The organism is Pseudomonas sp. RHF3.3-3, from assembly GCF_048069595.1.
GTDB classification, from domain to species: domain Bacteria; phylum Pseudomonadota; class Gammaproteobacteria; order Pseudomonadales; family Pseudomonadaceae; genus Aquipseudomonas; species Aquipseudomonas fuscovaginae_B.
Window position 1 is genome coordinate 3,509,934 of record NZ_CP182250.1, and the last position, 19,649, is coordinate 3,529,582.

A 19,649-nucleotide genomic window follows, 5' to 3' on the forward strand; every position below is an offset into this window, starting at 1 on the left:
TTTTTCGGTTGTGATGTCATTTTCTGTTAATGAAATTAATGCTTCTTGAAGTTTTTCTATGTCTATTGGCTTTCTTAGGATTTTGTTGAAGGTTTTTTGAGTTGAACTTTCCTCGGGCTCAGAAAGGGAGGTGCTTGTCACCGCCAATGTAAAACTGACCCCCTAACGCCAACGCAAATTTGACCCCCTGGGCCATCATGGCGGCTTTGAGCTGCCGAGATGTTGACCCAGGAGCAGTCAGTGGAAATCAGGGTATTGGCCCGTCAGGGCATGGGCATCAAAACCATCGCGCGCACGCTGGGCTTGTCGCGCAACACCGTGCGCAAGTACCTGCGTGGCGAAGCCGAGTCGCCGCGCTATACAGGCCGAGCAGCGCGTCCAGAGAAGCTCGACCCGTTCAAGGCTTATCTGCAAGAACGCGTGGAAGCGGCCCGGCCACATTGGATTCCTGCGACGGTGCTATTGCGTGAAGTCCAGGCACAAGGCTACACAGGCGGCATCAGCCGGCTCAAATCCTACCTGGCACCGTTCAAATGTCCGCGTCATGACCCTGTGGTGCGCTTCGAGACGGCGCCCGGTCAGCAGGTGCAAGTCGATTTCACCACCATCCGCAGGGGCAGTAACCCGCTCAAGGCATTCGTCGCCACGCTGGGCTACAGCCGCGTCACTTTCGTCCGCTTCGGTGCCCGCGAAGACAGTGATGCATGGCTGGACGGCTTGCGTGAGGCTTTTGTTTATTTCGGCGGGGTACCCGAGGAGGCGCTGTTCGACAACGCCGGAGCGATCATCCTGGAGCGCGATGCCTATGGCGAAGGTCTGCATCGCTGGCATCCCCGGTTATTGGCGCTGGCCGACGAATATGGCTTTCGTCCTCGTGTTTGTAGGCCCTATCGGGCCAAGACCAAAGGCAAGGTCGAGCGCTTCAACGGCTACCTCAAGGGCAGTTTCATTACACCATTGGCGGCCACGCTCAAGAGCGCGGGATTACCGTTGGATGTGGCCACCGCCAATGCGCATATTGGTCGTTGGCTCGAGGAAATCGCGCACCAGCGGATACATGGCACCACCGGTGTAAAACCGGCAACTCGCCTGGCTGAAGAACGTGATGTCTTGCTGCCCCTACCAGCCTGCCGGGTGACGAGCGCACCGACGATCACCTCGTTGCGCCTGGGACGGGTTCTACCGCATGAGAGCTTGCAGCACCCGCTTTCGGTCTATGATGAGTTACTGGAGTTGAGCCGATGAACCTGCAGCATGCCCGCATCATCGAACTGTGCCAACAGCTCAAGCTTGAACGGATGGCGGTGGACTGGGCGGGCCTGGCACAACAAGCCGCGACTCAGGAACAGAGCTTCGCCGATTTCCTGGAGCAGTTGCTGCGCGCTGAAGCTGAGGCACGCCTTGAGCGCTCGCGCCAGACATTGCTGAAGATGGCGACACTGCCTGCGCTCAAGACGTTGGAGCAGTACGATTTCGCGTTTGCCAGCGGTGCGCCGCGAGCGCAACTGCAGGAGTTGGCCGGGCTGAGCTTCGTCGAACGTGCCGAGAACATCGTCCTGCTCGGCCCCAGTGGCGTAGGCAAAACGCACCTGGCTTGCGCCCTGGCCTATCGCGCGACCCAGGCGGGTATCAAAACCCGTTTCATCACCGCCGCTGACCTGATGCTGCAACTGGCAGCGGCCCATCGACAGGATCGCCTGAAAGAGTATTTCAACCGTGCGGTGATGGGGCCTCGGTTGTTGGTCATCGACGAAATTGGCTACCTGCCTTTCGGTCGCGACGAAGCCAACCTGTTCTTCAACGTGGTCGCCAGGCGCTACGAGCGCGGCAGCATGATTCTGACCAGCAACCTGCCGTTTACCCAGTGGGCTGGCACCTTTGCGGATGACCAGACGCTGACGGCCGCGATGCTGGATCGGTTGCTACACCACGCACACATCGTGCAGATCTCGGGCGACAGCTATCGCCTCAAGGACAAACGCAAGGCGGGTACCAGCCCGACCAGGGCAGAGAAAACCGTTTAGAAACAGGCCAAGGGGGTCAAATTTCAGTTGGCGAAAAATGAGGTAGAGGGGTCAGTTTTGGGTTGGCGTTGACAGGTAATCGATATCTTTGTTCCCCCGACACAGCCAGAGCAACCCGTGGTACGTCCACCTCGAGCAGCACCAGGTGACGAGGACGAGGCTGGTGCTATTCGTCGACGGGGCGGTGGCGGCGCAGAAGGCACCCGATCTGATCGGAAGCATCGAAGCGGTGACCTGCGTGAGCTAGTGGATTACTACCACGACACACGCGAAGCCTTGAAAGACCTCTTTCCCGAGGTAACGATCAACGTGACAGGGCGTGGTGAGATACCGTTGCGTTCATACTTCAAGAAGGTGGCTTGGGCCAGGCCTGGCACTGCAGGATACGTCTACAACGGCGGTGGGCGGATTGAGCCGCGGGAAGGGGCCGGCTTCGTATTCAGCTTCTATGACAAGGTTGCGGACAAAGATGCTTCTCTCCAGGTCTCTGATGAGGTCATGACTCAGCACCGATCAAGGCGCTATGTGAATGAACTTCTCGATCAGGCACGACTGGTAAGGTACTTCACGTTCTATTTCCTGGGCACCTTCACCTATGACGAGGCCAGCGACACGATGGTTGCACAGGTTACTGACCTTCGCTGCCTGGCGATTGACTTGGGCCCGCTGAGGAGCTGAGCTTCAGTAGAGATGGAAGCTCCTAACCATTGGCAAGGGCGGCACCCGGTGGGTAAAGCAAGCGACTTTAAAGTTCATTGAAGCTCTTGTCTTGCTCACTTTCAGTTGACAAAAGGTCTAACGCTGCAGGCGATTGAGTTCGTGCTCCGACGATTCTAGCCTTTTGGGCAAGGCCTGTGCACGACGATGTGCGTCGGATGCCGTCCTGAATTACGCAAGGTGAGTTGGGCGGACGCTTACCAGCTACCGGCCAAAAGCAGCCGGTCAGTCTGGTCCTAGCTAAGGAATCTGACGCTTGGATCTGTCTATACAGCCATGGGCTGTTCATTGATTTGAGGGGGCCGATCTTAAGTTTTGTGCAGCGGTGTGCCCAAAAGTAAGCGTCCGGCGAACTCACCTTGCGTAAGTCAGGCCGGCACCCACTGATGCGGTAGCAATTGCCCGATCTCACTGGCCCGCTGCGTCGGCAGCCGCATCAGCACATCCTTGAGATAGGCATACGGATCATGCCCATTCATGCGTGCCGACTGGATCAGACTCATGATGGCAGCCGCCCGTTTGCCACTGCGCAGCGACCCGGCAAACAGCCAGTTCGAGCGGCCAAGCGCCCATGGCCGTATCTGGTTTTCAACTTGGTTGTTGTCGATGGGCACAGCCCCATCATCTAGGTAGCGCGTCAGCGCTACCCAGCGTTTCAGGCTGTAATCGAGGGCTTTGGCCGTGGCTGATCCGTTGGGCACCAAGTCGCGCTGGGCCAACATCCAGTCATGCAGTGTTTTGCTGATCGGTACCGCCATTTCCTGACGTATTCGCCAGCGGTCTTCGTTGCTCATATCCCGAGCCTGGCGTTCAACCTCGTACAAACCGCCAATCGAGTGCAGCGCCTGTTCGGCCAACTGGCTTTTGTTCGCGACATGCAGATCGAAAAACTTGCGGCGGGCGTGAGCCATGCAGCCGATTTCAGTGATGCCTTGCTCAAAACCAGCTTTGTAGCCAGCGAAGTCATCGCAAACCAGCTTGCCGTTCCAGACGCCCAGGAAGTTGCGTGCATGTTCGCCGGCACGGCTTGGGCTGAAGTCGTAAACCACCGCGTTGAGCGCCGAAAACGGCGTCGTGCTGTAGGCCCAAACATAAGCTCGGTGAGTTTTCTTCTCGCCTGGCGCAAGCATTTGCACTGGTGTTTCATCGGCGTGAATCACGCCTTGGTTCAGCACCGCCTCACGCAGTGCGTCAACCAGCGGCTGGAGCCGCAATCCGGTTTGTCCGACCCACTGGGCCAAGGTCGAGCGAGCAATGGCCAGCCCGGCGCGACCAAAGATCTTTTCCTGCCGGTACAGCGGCAAGTGATCGGCAAACTTGGCCACCATGACGTGGGCCAGCAAGCCTGCGGTCGGGATACCTTTGTCGATAACCTGCGCTGGCACCGGCGCCTGGATCAGTGTTTCGCACTGACGGCAGGCCCATTTGCCACGCACATGTTGCTCGACGGTAAATACACCCGGTGTGTAATCCAGCTTCTCACTGACGTCTTCGCCGATGCGTTGAAGTTGGCAGCCACAGGCGCACTGGGTGTTTTCGGGTTCGTGACGAATCACCGTGCGTGGAAACTGCGGCGGCAATGGCGCACGTTTCGGGGATTGCCGTGGTTCGGCCTGTGGCGCAGCTGGAAGGAGCTGTTTTAGCTCGGCCTCGATAGCCTCAAGGTCTGTGTCGAGCAAGTCATCCAGCAAGCTGCTTTGCGCCGGGCTGATTTGCTCGCTGCGCTTGGCAAACTTGTGCCGTTTGAGCAGGGCAATTTCGTAAGTGAGCTGCTCAATGACGGTTTGATCGTTCTGGATCTTCTTGCTCATCGCCTCGACCTGGGACTGCAACTGCAACGCCTGTGCCGCCAAGGCACGAAGCTGTTCCGGGGTCATCTGGTCGAGGTTGGGCGAGGAAGTCATGCCGCCGATTGTGCCAGAGCAGGCACGTGACGACGACACGTAGACCGGCCAAATGCACGGCGGTTACAGCATGCTGATCACACCGCCTGCACCAACGCGCTGCCACGGCAGGCCCAGCACCAAGGCCTGGAGTTGTTCGCTGTCGAGTTCAACCTCGCTGCCATGGCGAATGCCGGGCCAGTGAAACTTGCCTTGATTCAGTCGTCGCGCTGCAAGCCAGACGCCTACGCCGTCGTGCACCAGGACTTTTATTCGGTTAGCCCGGCGATTGGCGAACAGGTAAGCGCAGTGCGGCTTCGCCGCACCGAATACCGCGATCACACGGGCTAATGCGGTTTCGGTGCCGGCGCGCATGTCCATCGGCTCGGTGGCCAGCCAGATCGCATCGATGCGGATCATTGGGCGACAGCCCGGATAAATTGCGCACAGCCCTCGGGATCTGAGGTCGGCCATCTCACCGTGATCACTTGCCCGGCCATGGCTAACTCAATGATCACTGACGCTTCAACTGGCCGTTTAGGGGCAGCCTTCAGTGGCACAAAGGCCGGTAGCGAAGTTGTCGCGGATTGGTCTCGATAGAGCGGCAGCCATTTGCGGATGACGTTGGCGTTGATGCCGTGGCTGATGGCGACACTGGACACGGTTGCGCCAGGTTGCAGGCATTCCTGAACGACCTGGGCTTTGAAAGGCTTCGGATAAGAGCTTCGTTGGCGCATGGAAATCCTGGCGATAAGGGTGATCGCGTCCGCTTAAAAATACGCGGACACCATCGCCCTTAAAGCTGGAGTTCGGAAGGTGAGTTTGCCGGACGCTTACGCCCAAAAGGCACTTTTAGCGGTTGGTGTACCAATAGTTCATAAAACCGAAGTCCTCAACAAAATCGGTCAGAAGCGGGTATTCACTCTCATGTAAGCGCTCGGGGGGGTTACAGTTCGTCTGTCTAATAAATGCCAAAGTTGTTTTTTTGCTGTGAAAACTGACTTGGCGATATGCCATGCCAGCGCTTGAATGCCTGGGAAAAACTTGACAGGTCGCTGAAGCCTAAGCGTTCAGCGATCTCAGTCAGGTTCATGTGACCGTCCTTTAGCAGGTTGATGGCGTTGCGACTACGGACGTCGGCGAGCAGTTTTCGGAATGTGGTCCCTTCCTCTTTTAGTCTGCGTTTGAGTGTGCGCGGGCTCACATGTAGTAGCTCGGAAATGCTGGATAGATCGGGCAGGCCATTATCCGGGGTGGTCAGGTAGTGCTGCACCAATGCCGTCATCCCAGCGTGTGCGATGCGACGCTGCATCAGTTGCGTACACATCTGTTCGCACATCGAAACAGTCACCGCGTTGGCTTGAGGTAAAGGGAGACGGAGAAAAGAGCGATCAAAGGCCAAGCTGTTGCTTTTAGCCGCGTACGAAGGGGCACACCCCAGCACTTCCACATTTTCAGGGATAGGCGGCGGCTGCTTGCTCAGACAGAAGCGTGATAACGAAAAGTCATTGCCGCCCAGTTCCTTTAGCAACAGCGCAGCCGCTGTCATGTCGCGGGCCAATAGAAATTCGCGTAGGTCCGGTGCTAATCCTGGAGCGGCAAAGGTCAGTACCCCTTCATCGCCTTGTTCTTCATAGGCGACCACCGTGAACGCGTAGGTCAACGGCAAAAAGCGCAGCGCCAGAGCCAGCGCATCGCCGATGGTTGCACTGCTAATCAGACCGTAACCGAATAGGCCGTAGGTCGAGAAGTGATAGCGCATGCCGACTTCGAAACCTAGCCCCGCAGCATGGCCTGATAAACGCAACAGGTTTTCGGCAACGCGCAGCTCCTGGTCGGCAGTTAACTCCAAATTCGGATCGGCCAATTGCGCCAATGTCAGTCCCGAGCCGAGCAAAATCTTTTCAGCCGGAAAACCTTTTTCATCGCCGAACTCAACCATCAGCAAGGCACTGGTCGGACCCCGAAGAAAATTCCTAAAGCTCATACCATGTGCCTTCGATGAAAACATTGGCCCAAATAATAAAGTAGTTGTCCCGTTGCAGCATTCGGATCTTTAACAAGGCGCGTCACCATTGAGTCGCACGGTTCGCCGTTCCAACAACAATAAAAGGTCACTGCAGCGCCTGGTCAAACCAGGTCGCGCGTTTGCGAAGCCGCAGACGTCGCTCTGCCTTGCCCAAGGAATAACAACCATGAAAAAGATTTTCGATTTCATCGTCGTCGGTGGAGGTTCTGCTGGTTGCGTGGTGGCCGGACGGTTGTCCGAAGATCCGGACACCAGCGTCTGCTTGCTGGAAGCTGGAGGGGAGGGACGGTCCAGTCTCGTCAATATTCCTGCCGCCACAGTGGCTATGGTGCCAACCAGGGTGAACAACTGGGCCTTCGGCACTGTCGCGCAGGCCGGACTGCTAGGACGCACGGGGTATCAGCCGCGAGGCAAAGCGTTGGGCGGCTCTTCGGCGATCAACGCCATGATTTATGTGCGTGGACATCAGTGGGACTACGACCATTGGGCCTCTCTGGGTAATCCTGGCTGGGGGTACAAGGACGTCTTACCGTACTTCCTACGCAGTGAGCATAACGAGTGCCTTGATGATGCCTGGCACGGCAGAGACGGGCCGTTATGGGTCAGCGATTTGCGCTCCGACAATCCCTTTCAGCAGCGTTTTCTGGAGGCCGCCCGCGAAACCGGTTTGCCGCTCAACGACGATTTCAATGGATCAGAGCAGGAGGGAGTCGGTGTCTACCAAGTCACGCAAAAACATGGTGAGCGCTACAGTGCGGCACGCGCTTACCTGCTGCCCCATATTGGCGTGCGCGATAATCTGAGCGTTGAAACCCGTGCCCAGGTGCAACGCATTTTGTTCGAAGGCACCCGTGCTGTGGGTGTGGAGGTGTTGCAACACGGGCAGGTATACACCCTTCGAGCTCGACGTGAAGTGATCCTTGCCGCAGGGGCCTTGCAGACACCGCAGTTATTGATGCTCTCCGGGGTAGGGCCGAAGGCGCAGTTGCAGCGCCATGGCATCCCGTTGTTGCACGAACTGCCAGGTGTCGGGCAAAACCTGCAGGATCATCCGGATTTCGTCTTCGTTTACAAGACCAACAGCCTCGACGCCATGGGCGTTTCCCTGGGAGGCTGCTTGAAAATGCTGAAGGAGATCTGGCGATTTCGCCAAGCGCGCCGCGGCATGCTCACTTCTAACTTCGCCGAAGGCGGAGCATTTCTCAAAACCTGCGACACATTGGATAAACCGGATATCCAATTGCATTTTGTCGTTGCCCCGGTCGAAGACCATGCGCGGACCATGCGCTTGGGGCATGGGTTGTCGTGCCACGTCTGTTTGTTACGGCCACGTAGTCGCGGCAGCGTTACGTTGGCGAGCAACGATCCACAAGCGGCACCGCTTATCGATCCGGCGTTTCTGAAAGAGCCGCAGGATCTTGAAGACATGGTCGCGGCATTCAAACTCACCCGTCGTCTGATGCAGGCTCCGGCACTGGCCAAATGGATCACACGAAGCCTGTACACCGAGGGGGTCGAAACCGATGAGCAGATTCGCACCCTGCTGCGTGAGCGCACCGACAGCGTCTACCATCCTGTCGGCACGTGCCGTATGGGTGAAGATCCATCGGCCGTGGTCGACGCTCAACTGCGTGTGCACGGCCTGCAAGCGCTGCGTATCGTTGACGCATCCATCATGCCCACCCTGATCGGCGGCAACACCAATGCGCCCACGATCATGATCGCCGAGAAGGCCGTGGACTTGATTCGTGGTCTCCCACAGACGCACGCCTCCGCCCGTTTCGAAAATGCCGTCGCTGCTAAAAAAAATAAAGAGGTGCCTCATGTCACAGCCTGAAGCGCAAGTTGATCGTCAGGCGGACAAGCCCCTGAGCGCCATTATCATCGGTACGGGATTTGCCGGTATCGGCATGGCCGTGGCCCTGCAAAAGGCCGGGGTGAAGGACTTTCTGATCTTGGAGAAAAAACACGATGTTGGCGGCGTCTGGAGAGACAACAGTTACCCCGGTGCGGCGTGTGATGTGCCTTCGCATTTGTATTCGTTCTCGTTCGAACCGAATCCGGACTGGAGTCGAGTGTTCGCGCCCCAGGCCGAAATTTACGCCTATCTGCGTCGTTGCGCAGAGACGTACGGGCTGCATCCATCCATTCGTTTTGGCGCTGAAGTGGTGTCCGCTGAATTCGACGAAGCCAGCTCGCTTTGGCGTGCAACCCTGAAAGACGGCCAGGTGCTAAGCGCTTCGTTGTTGATCAGTGGTACCGGCCAGCTCAGCCGTCCGGCATTTCCCGCGCTGGCGGGGATGGAGCGCTTTAAGGGCCATGTGTTCCACTCGGCGACCTGGGACCACGATTATCCGTTGGCCGGCAAACGGGTAGCGGTGGTCGGTACCGGTGCCTCGGCGATTCAGTTCGTGCCGGCGATTGCCGCTACTGTCGGGCAGCTGAAAGTCTTCCAGCGTTCTGCCGCGCACCTGATGCCACGGCCGGACCGCGCCTACTCCGAACGGGAAAAGTCGCTTTTTAAGAAAATGCCGGGGGTTATGCGCGCTTACCGCGCTCTGATCTACCTGCGCTACGAGTCCCGCGCGTTGGCCTTCACACGTTTCAAGGGCCTGATGAAGTGGGCGGTGGGTGTGCCGTTTCGTCGGTTACTGGCCGAGCAGGTACGCGATCCATCATTGAGACAGAAGCTGACGCCGGATTATCCGTACGGCTGCAAACGTATTCTGCTGTCCAGCGAGTACTTTAATACCATGAGTCGATCCAATGTGGAATTGGTGACGCAGGGCATAGCGCGGGTCAACGAGAGCGGCATTGAGACGGTTGACGGTGAGCAACATGACGTGGATGCGATCATCTATGGCACTGGTTTTGCTGCAACCGAGTTCCTGGCGCCGATGCGCATCGTTGGACGTGGAGGGGTCGACCTGAACTACGCCTGGCGCAACGGTACACGCGCCTATCTTGGGCTGACGGTGCCCGAGTTTCCGAACTTTTTTATGTTGTATGGACCGAACACCAATCTAGGGCACAACTCGATCGTTTATATGCTGGAGAGTCAGATTGCCCACGTTATGCGCTGCTGGCGTATGCTCCAAGTCTCGGGTGCCAATACCGTGGAAGTTGATGCCAGCGTGTCTCAACGCTTCCACCGGCGCACTCAGCAGCGCTTGGCTGCTACGGTATGGAGCGGCTGCAAGAGCTGGTACCTCGACGCAGCCGGTAACAACAGCACCAACTGGCCGGGTTTTACAGTCAGCTATCGCATGTTAACTCGGTATTCTGGCTTGCACGCCTATCGCTTCAGCCGTCCGCTCGAGGGGGGAGTGACCATAGCTGCCCCAGGGGCGTTGAAGGAACGGCTGAGCGCGGGCTTCTTAAGGCTCTTTTTGCGCACCACATTCCATTCGCTGATCGGTCCGGGCTTGGGTGCTGCGGCGCAGCGTAAAGTTGTGCGAGTGTTGTCGGCATTGATGCCGGGCACGCACGGTGTGTTTCGTTATCGTCAATTAGTCAATAACGTACCGGTGCAAGTGGTTGCTCCTAAGCAAGGCGAAAACGGTGGGGTAATCCTGTATTTGCACGGGGGGGCGTTTTGTGTGGGCTCGCCTCATACTCACTGGAGTATTACAAGCCGTCTGGCCAAGAACTCGGGTATGTCGGTGTGGGTGGTTGATTATCGGTTAGCGCCAGAGAATCCTTATCCTGCTGGGCTCGATGACGCTTTGGTCTGCTACGAGGCGCTGAGGGCTCAGGGCTATACACCCTCACGGATTTTCCTGGCCGGTGATTCAGCAGGCGCTTCGTTGACGCTGTGTCTGGCGCTAAAACTGCGCGACCTATACGTTCGTTTTGCCGGCGCGCTGTTATTGATGTCGCCGATGGTCGACCCTCGTTTTGGCGGCAGCTCAATGTCCTCGCGTAAAAAGCAAGATCCGATGATCAGTCGAGGCTGGTTGGAGCAGGGGTTGAGGTGGTATGCCGGTGAACTGATGGAGCAGCCGCTGCAGGTCAGCCTGAAAGGGCTACCTCCAATGATGGTTCAGGTCGGCGACGATGAGTTGCTGTTGTCCGACTCCACTCGCTTAGCCGAGCACGCAATCTGTAGCGGAGTCGATTGTCGTGTGGAGATCTACATGACGCGCTGGCACGTATTTCAATTGCAAGCGTTCTACCTGCGTTCAGCAGCAAATGCGCTACAGGCAATAGGCACTTTTGCGCAGGGGCAACTTCCTCGTTCAGGAGGGCAGCAATGAAAACCTACTTGCTCAAAGGCTCTCCCTGGAGCGACAGGAGCATATACGGCACTCCCTGCGGTGGATCCATGCGCCTCAGCGTCAACGCCAGAGCACCTTCCTTTTGCTCTGGGGAGCCCAGGTCAAAATCGACCTGCCTCGCCTGAGGGTTCTGGTTGTGGGGTAGAACCCCCGTTGCAGGATCATGTATTAGGTGTTGTTCGGCAGAGGAGCACCGCGGCGAGAGGCGACGAGATCTCCTGTAGCGTGTATCGCAATGTGTCTATCGCGCCCTCCGATACAGTCACCCGCAATTACCCATCCCCGTTGAACACAGAGCAGATACAAAGCTGCGCTGAACTATGCGCTGTTTGACCCTTCTCGGGCTGCCTCAGCCGGCGGCCGTTCGCTCCTATTTTCCCAAGGGGACCACAATGACAACGCCTGCTTCTGACTCCATCCCCAACGTCACGCCGGTCGACCGCCTGCGGGTCGATCAATACACCCACGGCATCATCGGTCCGAGCCTGGCGATGCTCGGACCGCTGGCTGATGGCGGCACCCTGATCACCGGCACGCCGCCGGGCTGCTGGGGACCGATGATCACTCCGGCCTTCGAGGGTGGCCATGAGGTGACGCAGCCGGTGGCCATTGACGGCGCTGAAATCGGCGACGCCGTGGCGATCAAGATCAAAAGCATGCGCGTCACCTCCTTGGCCACGTCTTCCGGGGTCATGTCGTTCGTCGAGGGTCGCTACAATGGTGATCCGTTCGTTTCCAAGTTTTGCGCCAAATGCGGCACCGAACACCCGGCTAGCCATGTCGAAGGCATCGGCGAGGATTCGATTCGCTGTAACCACTGCGGCGCCGAAGTTAGTGCGTTCCGCTTTAGCCATGGCTACGTTATCGTGTTCGATGCGAAGAATCAGGTCAGCCTGACGGTCAATCAGGACATCGCCAACCGGCTCGCCGGTAAGGCGTCCGAAATGTCAGCACTGCCGGAATTCGCCGCCCAGCATTCGATCCTGTCTCTAGCCCGCGCCGACATCCCGGGTGTCGCCGCGCACATGCGGCCGTTTCTCGGCAATATCGGTACCCTGCCGTCGCGAGACTTGCCCGACTCGCACAACTGCGCCGATTTCGGCCAGTACCTGATCAGCGCCCCGCACCGTTTCGGTATGACCAGAGAAGAGCTGCACGCGGCCAAGACCGATGGCCACATGGACACCAACTCGATCCGCGAGGGTTGTGTGCTGATCTGCCCGGTTAAAGTGCCGGGCGCCGGGGTGTACATGGGCGATATGCACGCCCAGCAGGGTAATGGGGAAATTGCTGGGCACGCCACCGATTGCTCCGGGGAAACCGAAGTGGTGGTTGAGGTGGTGAAGAACCTGACGCTGGAAGGTCCGATCCTCCTGCAAAACCTCGATGATCTACCACCGATGGCGCGGCCGATGAATGCCCGTCAGCGCGCTGATGTCCGTGCTCTGGGCGAGCAATGGGGCCAGCAGGAAATCGAGCAGAGCGGTCCGATCACCTTCATCGGCAGCGGAGAAAACCTCAACCTCGCTGTGGAAAACGGCCTACGGCGCGCCGCTAATGTCACCGGCCTGCCGTATGACGAAATACTTAATCGCGCGACCATCACCGGTTCCATCGACATCAGCCGCCTGCCCGGCACGGTGCGCGTGACTTTTCTGTGCCCGATGAGCGTGTTGGACCGAATGGGCATCGCTCATCTGGTGCGTGAGAAGTACGACTTGGAGTAATGCTCTCCGGTTGAGAGCAATGAAGATGGTTGAACTGGCGCACTTCGAATGGGTGAAAACGGTGTTGCAACAGTCCGAGGACGAGCCTTTAGTGCCCGGTGATGTCGATTCGTTGCTGGAGCATCCGTTGCAGTTATAGCCCCAGGCCTAGCCTTTGGCATATATGTGGCGGGTGCATTTGATGGGGACGGAATTTCAGCCCGGACGCGGTGCCGGACCAGCCAACCTTGTTGCCAGTGCTCCGGGCTGACGAATGAGACAGTTGCACGGGAAAGGAGGGATTCCGGTCATCACGCAGGCCCTGGCCGGGCAGGAGGTTGAGTAGGCGACCGGTTACAACCTTGACGAGTAGGCGGAACAGACAGCGCTCGGTTTTGTAGACGTTCTGGAGCGCGTCTATACATCTCTCGTCAGCCGAGCTCCGGGATCTGGCTACGCCCATGAACTCGAGCTGCCTGGGTTGCTCTGTTGGCCGTTGAAGCGTTATCCCTTCCTGGTGTTTTACATCGAGCGTGATGACCATATTGACGTCTGGCGTATCTTGCAGGGCGCGCGGGATATTCCGGAGTGGCAATGAGCAAGATCATCGCTTCGCCATTTTCCTCAACTTCGGCCCATTGTTTGATTTCAGCCAGGGCCTGTTTAGTCCCTGGTCGAACCTTCAAGCGTAGGTCTTCCTCCTGCAGTGCGGCCGCCTTCTTGCGGCGCCGGTTGTCGCGCTCGGCCTGGGCCATAGTGTACGCAGAAGGCAGCGACGTAGATGGTCCATCGGTGCGGGATGTCGCAAAGAGCATCGGCAACGGCTCACTGCTGCTGGAACAGGTACCCTTTCACGTTGTTGCCCATTCGCTTGATCAAGCCGTCGACCGGGGCGGGTACTATTTTTCTGCGTTGGAGCCGATCGGACCGTACCAAGATGGGGGCCGATTTGTGGGCGGAGCTAGTACGTGATGAGCATACGCCGATCAACTTGATCTCCGATCTGTATGCGCTGGAGCTGCAACGGATCGTGATCAACATGTAGATCAGCCTGACTCACAGTATGGGGCGCCAGGCGTTCTTGTGTGCCAACAAGGTGGCGGCGGCTGATCAGGCCTACGAGCAGCACATACTTCAACACGCCCTGCTGCATTCGGGAGGGAACTGAGCGGGACTACCCATTTCTGGGGTGAGGGAACAAATGGATATCAAGCTTGAGTTGCGAGATAGAGACCGGCTTAACCAAGGCGACCATGTCGGGTCTTGCTTCCACGCGTAGAGCTTTACGGACTCCACTCTTTCAATTCTCTTAGGCTAAGGCGTATAACTAGGCGGGGCAGCTTCTGTCCAGGTGCTCGGGCTCAGGCTCTCGGGGTACTAATCATCATCTTGGTTGAGCAGGGATGGGCAAGCATGGGAAGGTTTGATTTTGAATCTATGTCTCAAGACGAAGATGCGGCGGTTAAGTTTCAACTAAACTCCACTGGTAATATTTTTACAGCCTCAACTAGTAGAGAGGCTACGTTGAGTGATGAGGCTAGGCGTTTGTTCAAAGGCGTCTCTACCTTGTTTGATGCCATGGCTAAGGCCATGAGTGAAAGTGGGAGAGGCCTGTTTGACTATGATGGATGGATGACGCTTCTTCAGGGTAGCGGTTTGTTCGTTCAGCTTGAAAGATATGATAGAAACCTAGAAATCCGAAGTTGCGCGGTGCCTGTTGGCACGCAGATAATCCAACAAGCACTACCCGGGATCTCAGATGGCGCGTCAATGGATATCGCGAAGCGTGTATTGCTTGCTATTGGCGGTAAGCTTGAAGGTTCGAGGGAAGATGAAAAAAAGAGATTTGGCCATCTGATGTTCATTAATGAAGAGATTATGGGGTGCGCTTCTGTCTCTGTTCGTCTTTTCTATGCATCAAGGGAGTCTCATGCTGCTGTCATTGCTGTGCCATGTCATGAGATGAGTGCAAGAGGGTTCTACCAGAAACAGATCGCTAACAACTTCTTGTTGGTCGATGCGGGGAAGGTTTCGAAGTATGAATGCGGAAATGATTCGGCAGAGGGCGCCTATAATTATAAGGGGCTTGTCGAGTCTATGTTGACGCTGCTAAATAAATGATGCCTATTTTGTGAGCGCGAGGAGTAAAGTTTATTCTAAGTTAACTGTATATTCGTACAGATATATCGGAAGTCGTGCGTCATGAGCTTTACCATTCTAGGTCCTTTGGCTGGGGGCGGCGTTGCGCTGCCTCTCTGTGCCTTCAAGGTGCCGGCGGGATTCCCGTCACCGGCCGCTGATCACATCGAGCGGCAGATCTCATTGGATGAGCTTTTGAATATACGGGCACCCCATGTGTACCTGGTCTCGATCCAAGGCGACAGCATGCAGGGCGCGGGCATCAGATGCGCTTGAGCGATGTCCGGCAGCGTCGCCAACGGCGAACAGCTGGCATCGAGCTGACGTCCCCCGTGGTTCGACAGGATGACGCCGTCGGCGCCCAGCTCGATGCAGCGGGACGCATCCTCGGGGGGCAGCACGCCCTTGACCAGTAAGCGATGGGGCCAACGCTGCCGCAGTCGCTGCTGGGTGTTCCAATCGAAGCTCGCATCCATTTTCCGCGAGAGCAGGGCGGCCTGCAGTTCCACGTCATAGGCTTCCCGGCTGGCGAAGTTGGCCATCTGCGGCATGCCCCCGGTGAGCAGGCGCCAAGACCAACGCGGATGCAGCATGCCATCCAGTAGCACCTTGGGGCTGCACTTGAACGGCAGACCGAAGCCGCTGCGCAGGTCACGTTCTCGCTTGCCGTTGACCGCAACGTCGGTAGTCAGGACCAGGGTTCGATAGCCCGCCGCCAGTGCCCGGGCGACGAGCTGATCGGCAAGGGTAGGGTGCACCACGTACAGCTGGAACCAGAGGTCGCCACCGACCTGGTCGGCTACCACTTTGACTCAGTCACTCTGCGCCGCTAACGCCGCATTCTTGCGTAACCGATCCAAATAATCCGTCCATTGCTGCGCGGCCTCCCGACGCTGCGGTAGCAATTGAGCGCGGGCATACACCGCGCCCAGTGCGCCTGGCATGCGGTGAGACAACGACAGCTCCAGTACAATCGGATCGATGCCCAAATGCTCATGGGCGAGGGTGCGGTAGGTGGCGCGAAAGCCGTGAGCGGTAATGGCGTATTCCGGCCAGAGTCGCTGATAGGACTTGGCCAGAGATGTCGCATTGATGGGGCGCCCCGGGTAGACCGGGGAGACGAACACCCAGCCGTTGCCGGCCTCATCCACCACCCGGCGCTTGTGCAGCTCGCGCAGAAGCACCAGCGCCTGCTCCGGCAGGGGGACGATGTGTTTGCTCTTGTCCAGGTACCGGGTCTTGCTGACCACAAAGCGCCAGTCGGCGTTGATCAGGTCGATGTCTTCCCAACGCATCTTCACCAGTTCGCCCGGACGCACCGGCAGCATGACCAGCAAGCGCATTGCCGTGGTGACGCTGTTCGGGGCGAGTTCATCCAGGCGCAGCAAGAAGCGTCCCAAGTCGGCCGGTCGCTCGATCGCGGGATTGCTGGTGACGACCTGGCGGATTTTGAGTTCCTCGGTGTTGCTCAGCGCCACGTTTCGCTCCAGCCAGCCGCGCCCCTGCGCGAAGCCGAGCACGGCCCGGATGAGGGTACGTACGCGCTTGGCCATGGCCATGGTGCGGGCACGGCGCAGGGCACTGATGATTGCGGTGATGTGCTCAAGCCTGATTTCGGTCACAGGTATGGTGCCAATGGCGGGCAAGATGTGGTTGCGCAGGGCGCCGCGAAATCCGGCGATGGATTTGCTGACCAGGTCGGGAGACTTGAACTTCAGCCACTCCTCGGCCACGTAGGCGAACGTACGTGCCTCGTTGAGCCTTTGCGCTTCGATCCTGGCCCGTTTCGCTTTGAGCGGATCGAGGTCATGGAACACGTTATGGCGTGCGGCCCGGGCCGACTCGCGGGCCTCTTTCAAGCTCACCTCGGGGTACCGGCCAATCACGAAGACCTGCTCCTTGCCGCGCAGACGGTACTTCAGGCGCCAATGACGAGAGGGGGACTTGCCGGGCTTGAGTGAGGGGCGCACCTGAAGATACAGACCCGGCACTTCGCCGTCGGCATATTTGCCGGCGGTGGTCAGCGAACGGATGAACGCGTCGCTGAGTTTTTGGCGGAAGGCAGGCGGTCTTTCGGCGGACATGGCGTGGGGGTATCTTTTTGGTTTTTCCCAAAAGATACCCCCAGTCAAGGTGGAATTGAGTGGAATCAGACGGACGGTAATGGACGCATTTTCGACTTAAGTGCCTGTATTAAAAGCCTTTATGGCCTTCAGTGGAACCGGCCTACAGGCTCTCGGGGTCCCCGCAGAACATCTGGATCCGCGAACGCAGCCAGCGTTCGCCCGGATCGTTGTCCTGCGAACCGCGCCAGGCCATGTGCAGCTCGAAGCTCTGCACCGGAATCGGCGGGTCCTCGGCCCGCACGCCACCGGCGGCGGTCAGGGCATCGGCGGTGTAATCGGGGATGGTGGCGATGATGTCGGTGCCGCTGATCAGCGTACCCAGGCCGTTGAACTGCGGGACCGCCAGCACCACATGGCGCTTGCGGTCGAGTTTCTCCAGCTCGGTATCGATGAAGCCGCTCAGGTCGCCGGCGAAGGACACCAGCGCATGGGGGCGCGAACAGAAGTCATCGAGGGTCAGCGGGCCGGGCATGGTGTCGGCGCGCAGCACCTTGGGCGAGCTGCGGCGCAGCACCTTGCGCTTGGCATTGGCGGGCAGGTCGGAGGTGTAGCACACGCCAATGGAGATTTCGCCGGAACTGAGCTTGGCCGGAATCAGCAGGTAGTTGACCCGGCGCACCACCAGCACGATGCCCGGCGCCTCGGCGCGCAGGCGTTTGAGCAACTGCGGCAGCAGGGCGAACTCGACGTCGTCGGACAGGCCGATACGGAACACCTGGGTGCTGGTGGCCGGGTCGAACTCGGCGGCGCGGCTCACTGCCGTGGAGATCGAGTCCAGGGCCGGCGAGAGCAGGGCGAAGATTTCCTCGGCCCGGGCCGAAGGTTCCATGCTGCGGCCGGTACGTACGAACAGCGGATCGTCGAACAGGTTGCGCAGGCGCGACAGCGCCGCACTGATCGCCGGCTGGCCGAGAAACAGCTTTTCCGCAGCCCGGGTGACGCTGCGCTCGTGCATCAGGGTCTCGAACACGATCAACAGGTTCAGGTCGACGCGGCGCAGGTCGTTACGGTTCATCGGGCTCGCTTCACAGGAGGGTCAATAACGTAAGAGGTGAATCTTACGGGCAAAACCGTCTGATTCGCACTGGAAAAATGAACTTTCCTATTTCGCCGGGGAATGGCAGCGTCTGGTCCCCGATTTCGGGGCCTGTTCGGCCGGCAAAAGCGGCTTTTCTCACAGCCGCGGCCCGCTGCGGCTGACATTGTGTACAATGCCCCCGAATCAATGACAGGCATGTCGACTATTAACGGGCACGGATAGTGTTCCCCACAAAGCCCGGATAGAGTTCGTGTCATTAGAAGTTCATTTGGCGAGGTTTGCGATGTCCCGCACGATCCGTTTTCACAAGTTTGGTTCGGCCGAGGTGCTCAAGTGCGAAGAGCATGCGACGACCTTGCCCGCACCGGGCGAAGTGCAGGTGCGTGTCGAGGCGATCGGTATCAGCTGGTACGACGTGCTCTGGCGGCAGAACCTGGCGTCCTCCCACGCCCGTCTGCCGGCCGGTATCGGTCATGAGATGGCCGGCGTGGTCACGGCGGTCGGCGATGGCGTGGATGACCTGGCGGTCGGTGACAAGGTCGCCAGCTTCCCGGCCCAGAGCCCCAACGACTATCCGGTGTACGGCGAAGTGATCCTCATGCCGCGCTCGTCCCTGACCCGTTATCCGGATGTGCTGACGCCGGTCCAGGCCAGCGTTCACTACACCCCGCTGTTGATCGCCTATTTCGCCTATGTCGACCTGGCGCGGGTCAAGCCGGGGCAGTTCGCCCTGATCACCGATGCCAGCCACTGCGCCGGCCCGGCCTTCGTGCAACTGGGCAAGGCCCTGGGCGTGAAGGTGATCGCCGCGACCAAGACCGCCGAGGAGCGCGAATGCCTGCTGGCCCTGGGCGCCGAGAAGGTGGTGGTCACCGAGGAGCAGGATCTGCTGATGCAGATCAACAAGTACACCGATGGACGGGGTGTCGACATGGTCTTCGACGGCCTGGGCGGCCCGCAGATGTCGATGCTCGGCGATGTGCTGGCGCCGCGTGGCAGCCTGGTGCTCTATGGCCTGCAGGGCGGCAACCAGACGCCGTTCCCTGCCTGCGCGGCGTTCCAGAAGAACATCCAGTTCTTCGTGCACTGCATCGGCAACTTCACCGGCAAGCCGGAGCTGGGCATTGTGCAGGACCAGGCGGCAGTGCAACGGGCCCTGCGCGATATCAACCAGTTGACGGCCGATCGTGTGTTGCCGCCGATGGAGATTCGCGCGTTTCCCTTCGACGAGTTCGTCGAGGCCCATCGTTTCATGGACGCCTGTCCATGCCGTGGTCGCGTGGCGTTGCAGCTCGATCCGGCCTGACGCCGGCCAAGGTGTCATCAGCCCCGTATCAGGCGACTGATACGGGGCTTTTTATTTTGTCCAATATTTTATCGCGGATGAACTTCCCCGGAATGCCTGTTTTACTGCAACTGAACTGGTTTTTTCAGAAATTCTGTATCTGTTAATCGTGCTCTAAGCACTGATAATTAACCGGTAACTTTCAGCTCAAGGAATGAGTCATGGTCGAGTTTCAGTTGTTGTACCGCAGTGGTCCAGTTGCACAAGCTTTGGGCGCCGAGTTTGCAGAGCATAGGCAGGGCCAGGCAGCGCCCGTGCGGCGGGGTGCTGCCAGCTAAGAAATTGCATGTAATCGAAGTTTGTAAGTTGATGTAAGAATATTCCTAGGAAGTTCTTTCTCCGAAAATTTCCAACGCTAACCGGC

15 protein-coding genes and 3 pseudogenes are annotated in these 19,649 nt (G+C 58.4%); 11 read left to right on the forward strand and 7 right to left on the reverse strand.

What is annotated here, in order from left to right; translation table 11 throughout:
• Positions 1 to 219 precede the first annotated feature (219 nt).
• From istA to ACMGT0_RS15915, 3 genes are all read left to right on the forward strand, one after another.
• Positions 220 to 1,245, forward strand: a complete 1,026-nt coding sequence (gene istA, locus ACMGT0_RS15905) for an IS21 family transposase (RefSeq protein WP_416768942.1) — start codon at positions 220 to 222, stop codon at positions 1,243 to 1,245.
• A complete protein-coding gene (istB, locus tag ACMGT0_RS15910) occupies positions 1,242 to 2,024 on the forward strand; it encodes an IS21-like element helper ATPase IstB (RefSeq protein WP_416768943.1) in 783 nt (260 codons plus the stop codon). Before istA ends, istB begins: the two co-directional genes overlap by 4 nt.
• A 117-nt stretch (positions 2,025 to 2,141) precedes the next feature.
• Positions 2,142 to 2,702 (forward strand): hypothetical protein, encoded by a 561-nt coding sequence (locus tag ACMGT0_RS15915; protein ID WP_416768944.1) that lies wholly within the window; start codon positions 2,142 to 2,144, stop codon positions 2,700 to 2,702.
• A 407-nt stretch (positions 2,703 to 3,109) separates the two neighbouring features.
• On the opposite strand, the gene tnpC is transcribed toward ACMGT0_RS15915, so the two are convergent.
• The 4 genes from tnpC to ACMGT0_RS15935 form a co-directional block, all read right to left on the reverse strand.
• Positions 3,110 to 4,645 carry an IS66 family transposase gene (gene tnpC / locus ACMGT0_RS15920; protein WP_416768945.1) on the reverse strand — a complete coding sequence of 512 codons (1,536 nt, stop codon included), beginning with the start codon at positions 4,643 to 4,645 and terminating at the stop codon, positions 3,110 to 3,112.
• Between the two features lie 63 nt (positions 4,646 to 4,708).
• Positions 4,709 to 5,044 (reverse strand): IS66 family insertion sequence element accessory protein TnpB, encoded by a 336-nt coding sequence (gene tnpB, locus ACMGT0_RS15925; protein WP_416768946.1) that lies wholly within the window; start codon positions 5,042 to 5,044, stop codon positions 4,709 to 4,711.
• Positions 5,041 to 5,361: an IS66-like element accessory protein TnpA gene (gene tnpA / locus ACMGT0_RS15930; protein WP_416768947.1), complete on the reverse strand. Its 321-nt coding sequence runs from the start codon at positions 5,359 to 5,361 to the stop codon at positions 5,041 to 5,043. The genes tnpB and tnpA overlap by 4 nt, the downstream gene beginning before the upstream one ends.
• Before the next feature lie 224 nt (positions 5,362 to 5,585).
• Entirely contained in the window at positions 5,586 to 6,611 is a 1,026-nt protein-coding gene (locus ACMGT0_RS15935) for an AraC family transcriptional regulator (RefSeq protein WP_416768948.1), read from the reverse strand.
• Between the two features lie 208 nt (positions 6,612 to 6,819).
• On the opposite strand from ACMGT0_RS15935, the gene ACMGT0_RS15940 reads away from it, so the two are divergent.
• From ACMGT0_RS15940 to ACMGT0_RS15970, 7 genes and pseudogenes are all read left to right on the forward strand, one after another.
• Positions 6,820 to 8,490, forward strand: a complete 1,671-nt coding sequence (locus ACMGT0_RS15940) for a GMC family oxidoreductase (protein WP_416768949.1) — start codon at positions 6,820 to 6,822, stop codon at positions 8,488 to 8,490.
• Entirely contained in the window at positions 8,477 to 10,909 is a 2,433-nt protein-coding gene (locus ACMGT0_RS15945) for a flavin-containing monooxygenase (RefSeq protein ID WP_416768950.1), read from the forward strand. Before ACMGT0_RS15940 ends, ACMGT0_RS15945 begins: the two co-directional genes overlap by 14 nt.
• Positions 10,910 to 11,322: 413 nt before the next feature.
• On the forward strand, positions 11,323 to 12,657 hold the full coding sequence (locus ACMGT0_RS15950) for an acetamidase/formamidase family protein (protein WP_416768951.1): 1,335 nt from the start codon (positions 11,323 to 11,325) through the stop codon (positions 12,655 to 12,657).
• 253 nt (positions 12,658 to 12,910) lie between these two features.
• Positions 12,911 to 13,234: pseudogene (locus ACMGT0_RS15955) on the forward strand (type II toxin-antitoxin system RelE/ParE family toxin).
• Between the two features lie 201 nt (positions 13,235 to 13,435).
• The gene (locus ACMGT0_RS15960) at positions 13,436 to 13,681 is read left to right on the forward strand and encodes a DUF3158 family protein (protein ID WP_416768952.1); all 246 of its coding nucleotides are present in this window, start codon (positions 13,436 to 13,438) and stop codon (positions 13,679 to 13,681) included.
• A gap of 368 nt (positions 13,682 to 14,049) precedes the next feature.
• Complete coding sequence (locus ACMGT0_RS15965) at positions 14,050 to 14,757, forward strand: hypothetical protein (RefSeq protein WP_416768953.1); 708 nt, start codon at positions 14,050 to 14,052, stop codon at positions 14,755 to 14,757.
• 81 nt (positions 14,758 to 14,838) lie between these two features.
• Positions 14,839 to 15,039 (forward strand): annotated as a pseudogene (locus ACMGT0_RS15970) (S24 family peptidase); the annotation flags it as partial.
• 14 nt (positions 15,040 to 15,053) lie between these two features.
• Here ACMGT0_RS15970 and ACMGT0_RS15975 read toward each other — a convergent pair.
• The 3 genes and pseudogenes from ACMGT0_RS15975 to ACMGT0_RS15985 form a co-directional block, all read right to left on the reverse strand.
• A pseudogene (locus tag ACMGT0_RS15975) lies at positions 15,054 to 15,581 on the reverse strand (alpha-hydroxy-acid oxidizing protein); the annotation flags it as partial.
• A 6-nt stretch (positions 15,582 to 15,587) separates the two neighbouring features.
• The gene (locus tag ACMGT0_RS15980; RefSeq protein WP_416768954.1) at positions 15,588 to 16,859 is read right to left on the reverse strand and encodes a tyrosine-type recombinase/integrase; all 1,272 of its coding nucleotides are present in this window, start codon (positions 16,857 to 16,859) and stop codon (positions 15,588 to 15,590) included.
• 142 nt (positions 16,860 to 17,001) lie between these two features.
• Positions 17,002 to 17,916 (reverse strand): LysR family transcriptional regulator, encoded by a 915-nt coding sequence (locus tag ACMGT0_RS15985; protein WP_017901839.1) that lies wholly within the window; start codon positions 17,914 to 17,916, stop codon positions 17,002 to 17,004.
• A gap of 307 nt (positions 17,917 to 18,223) precedes the next feature.
• On the opposite strand from ACMGT0_RS15985, the gene ACMGT0_RS15990 reads away from it, so the two are divergent.
• Complete coding sequence (locus ACMGT0_RS15990) at positions 18,224 to 19,246, forward strand: zinc-dependent alcohol dehydrogenase family protein (protein WP_054057369.1); 1,023 nt, start codon at positions 18,224 to 18,226, stop codon at positions 19,244 to 19,246.
• The last annotated feature ends 403 nt before the right edge of the window (positions 19,247 to 19,649 follow it).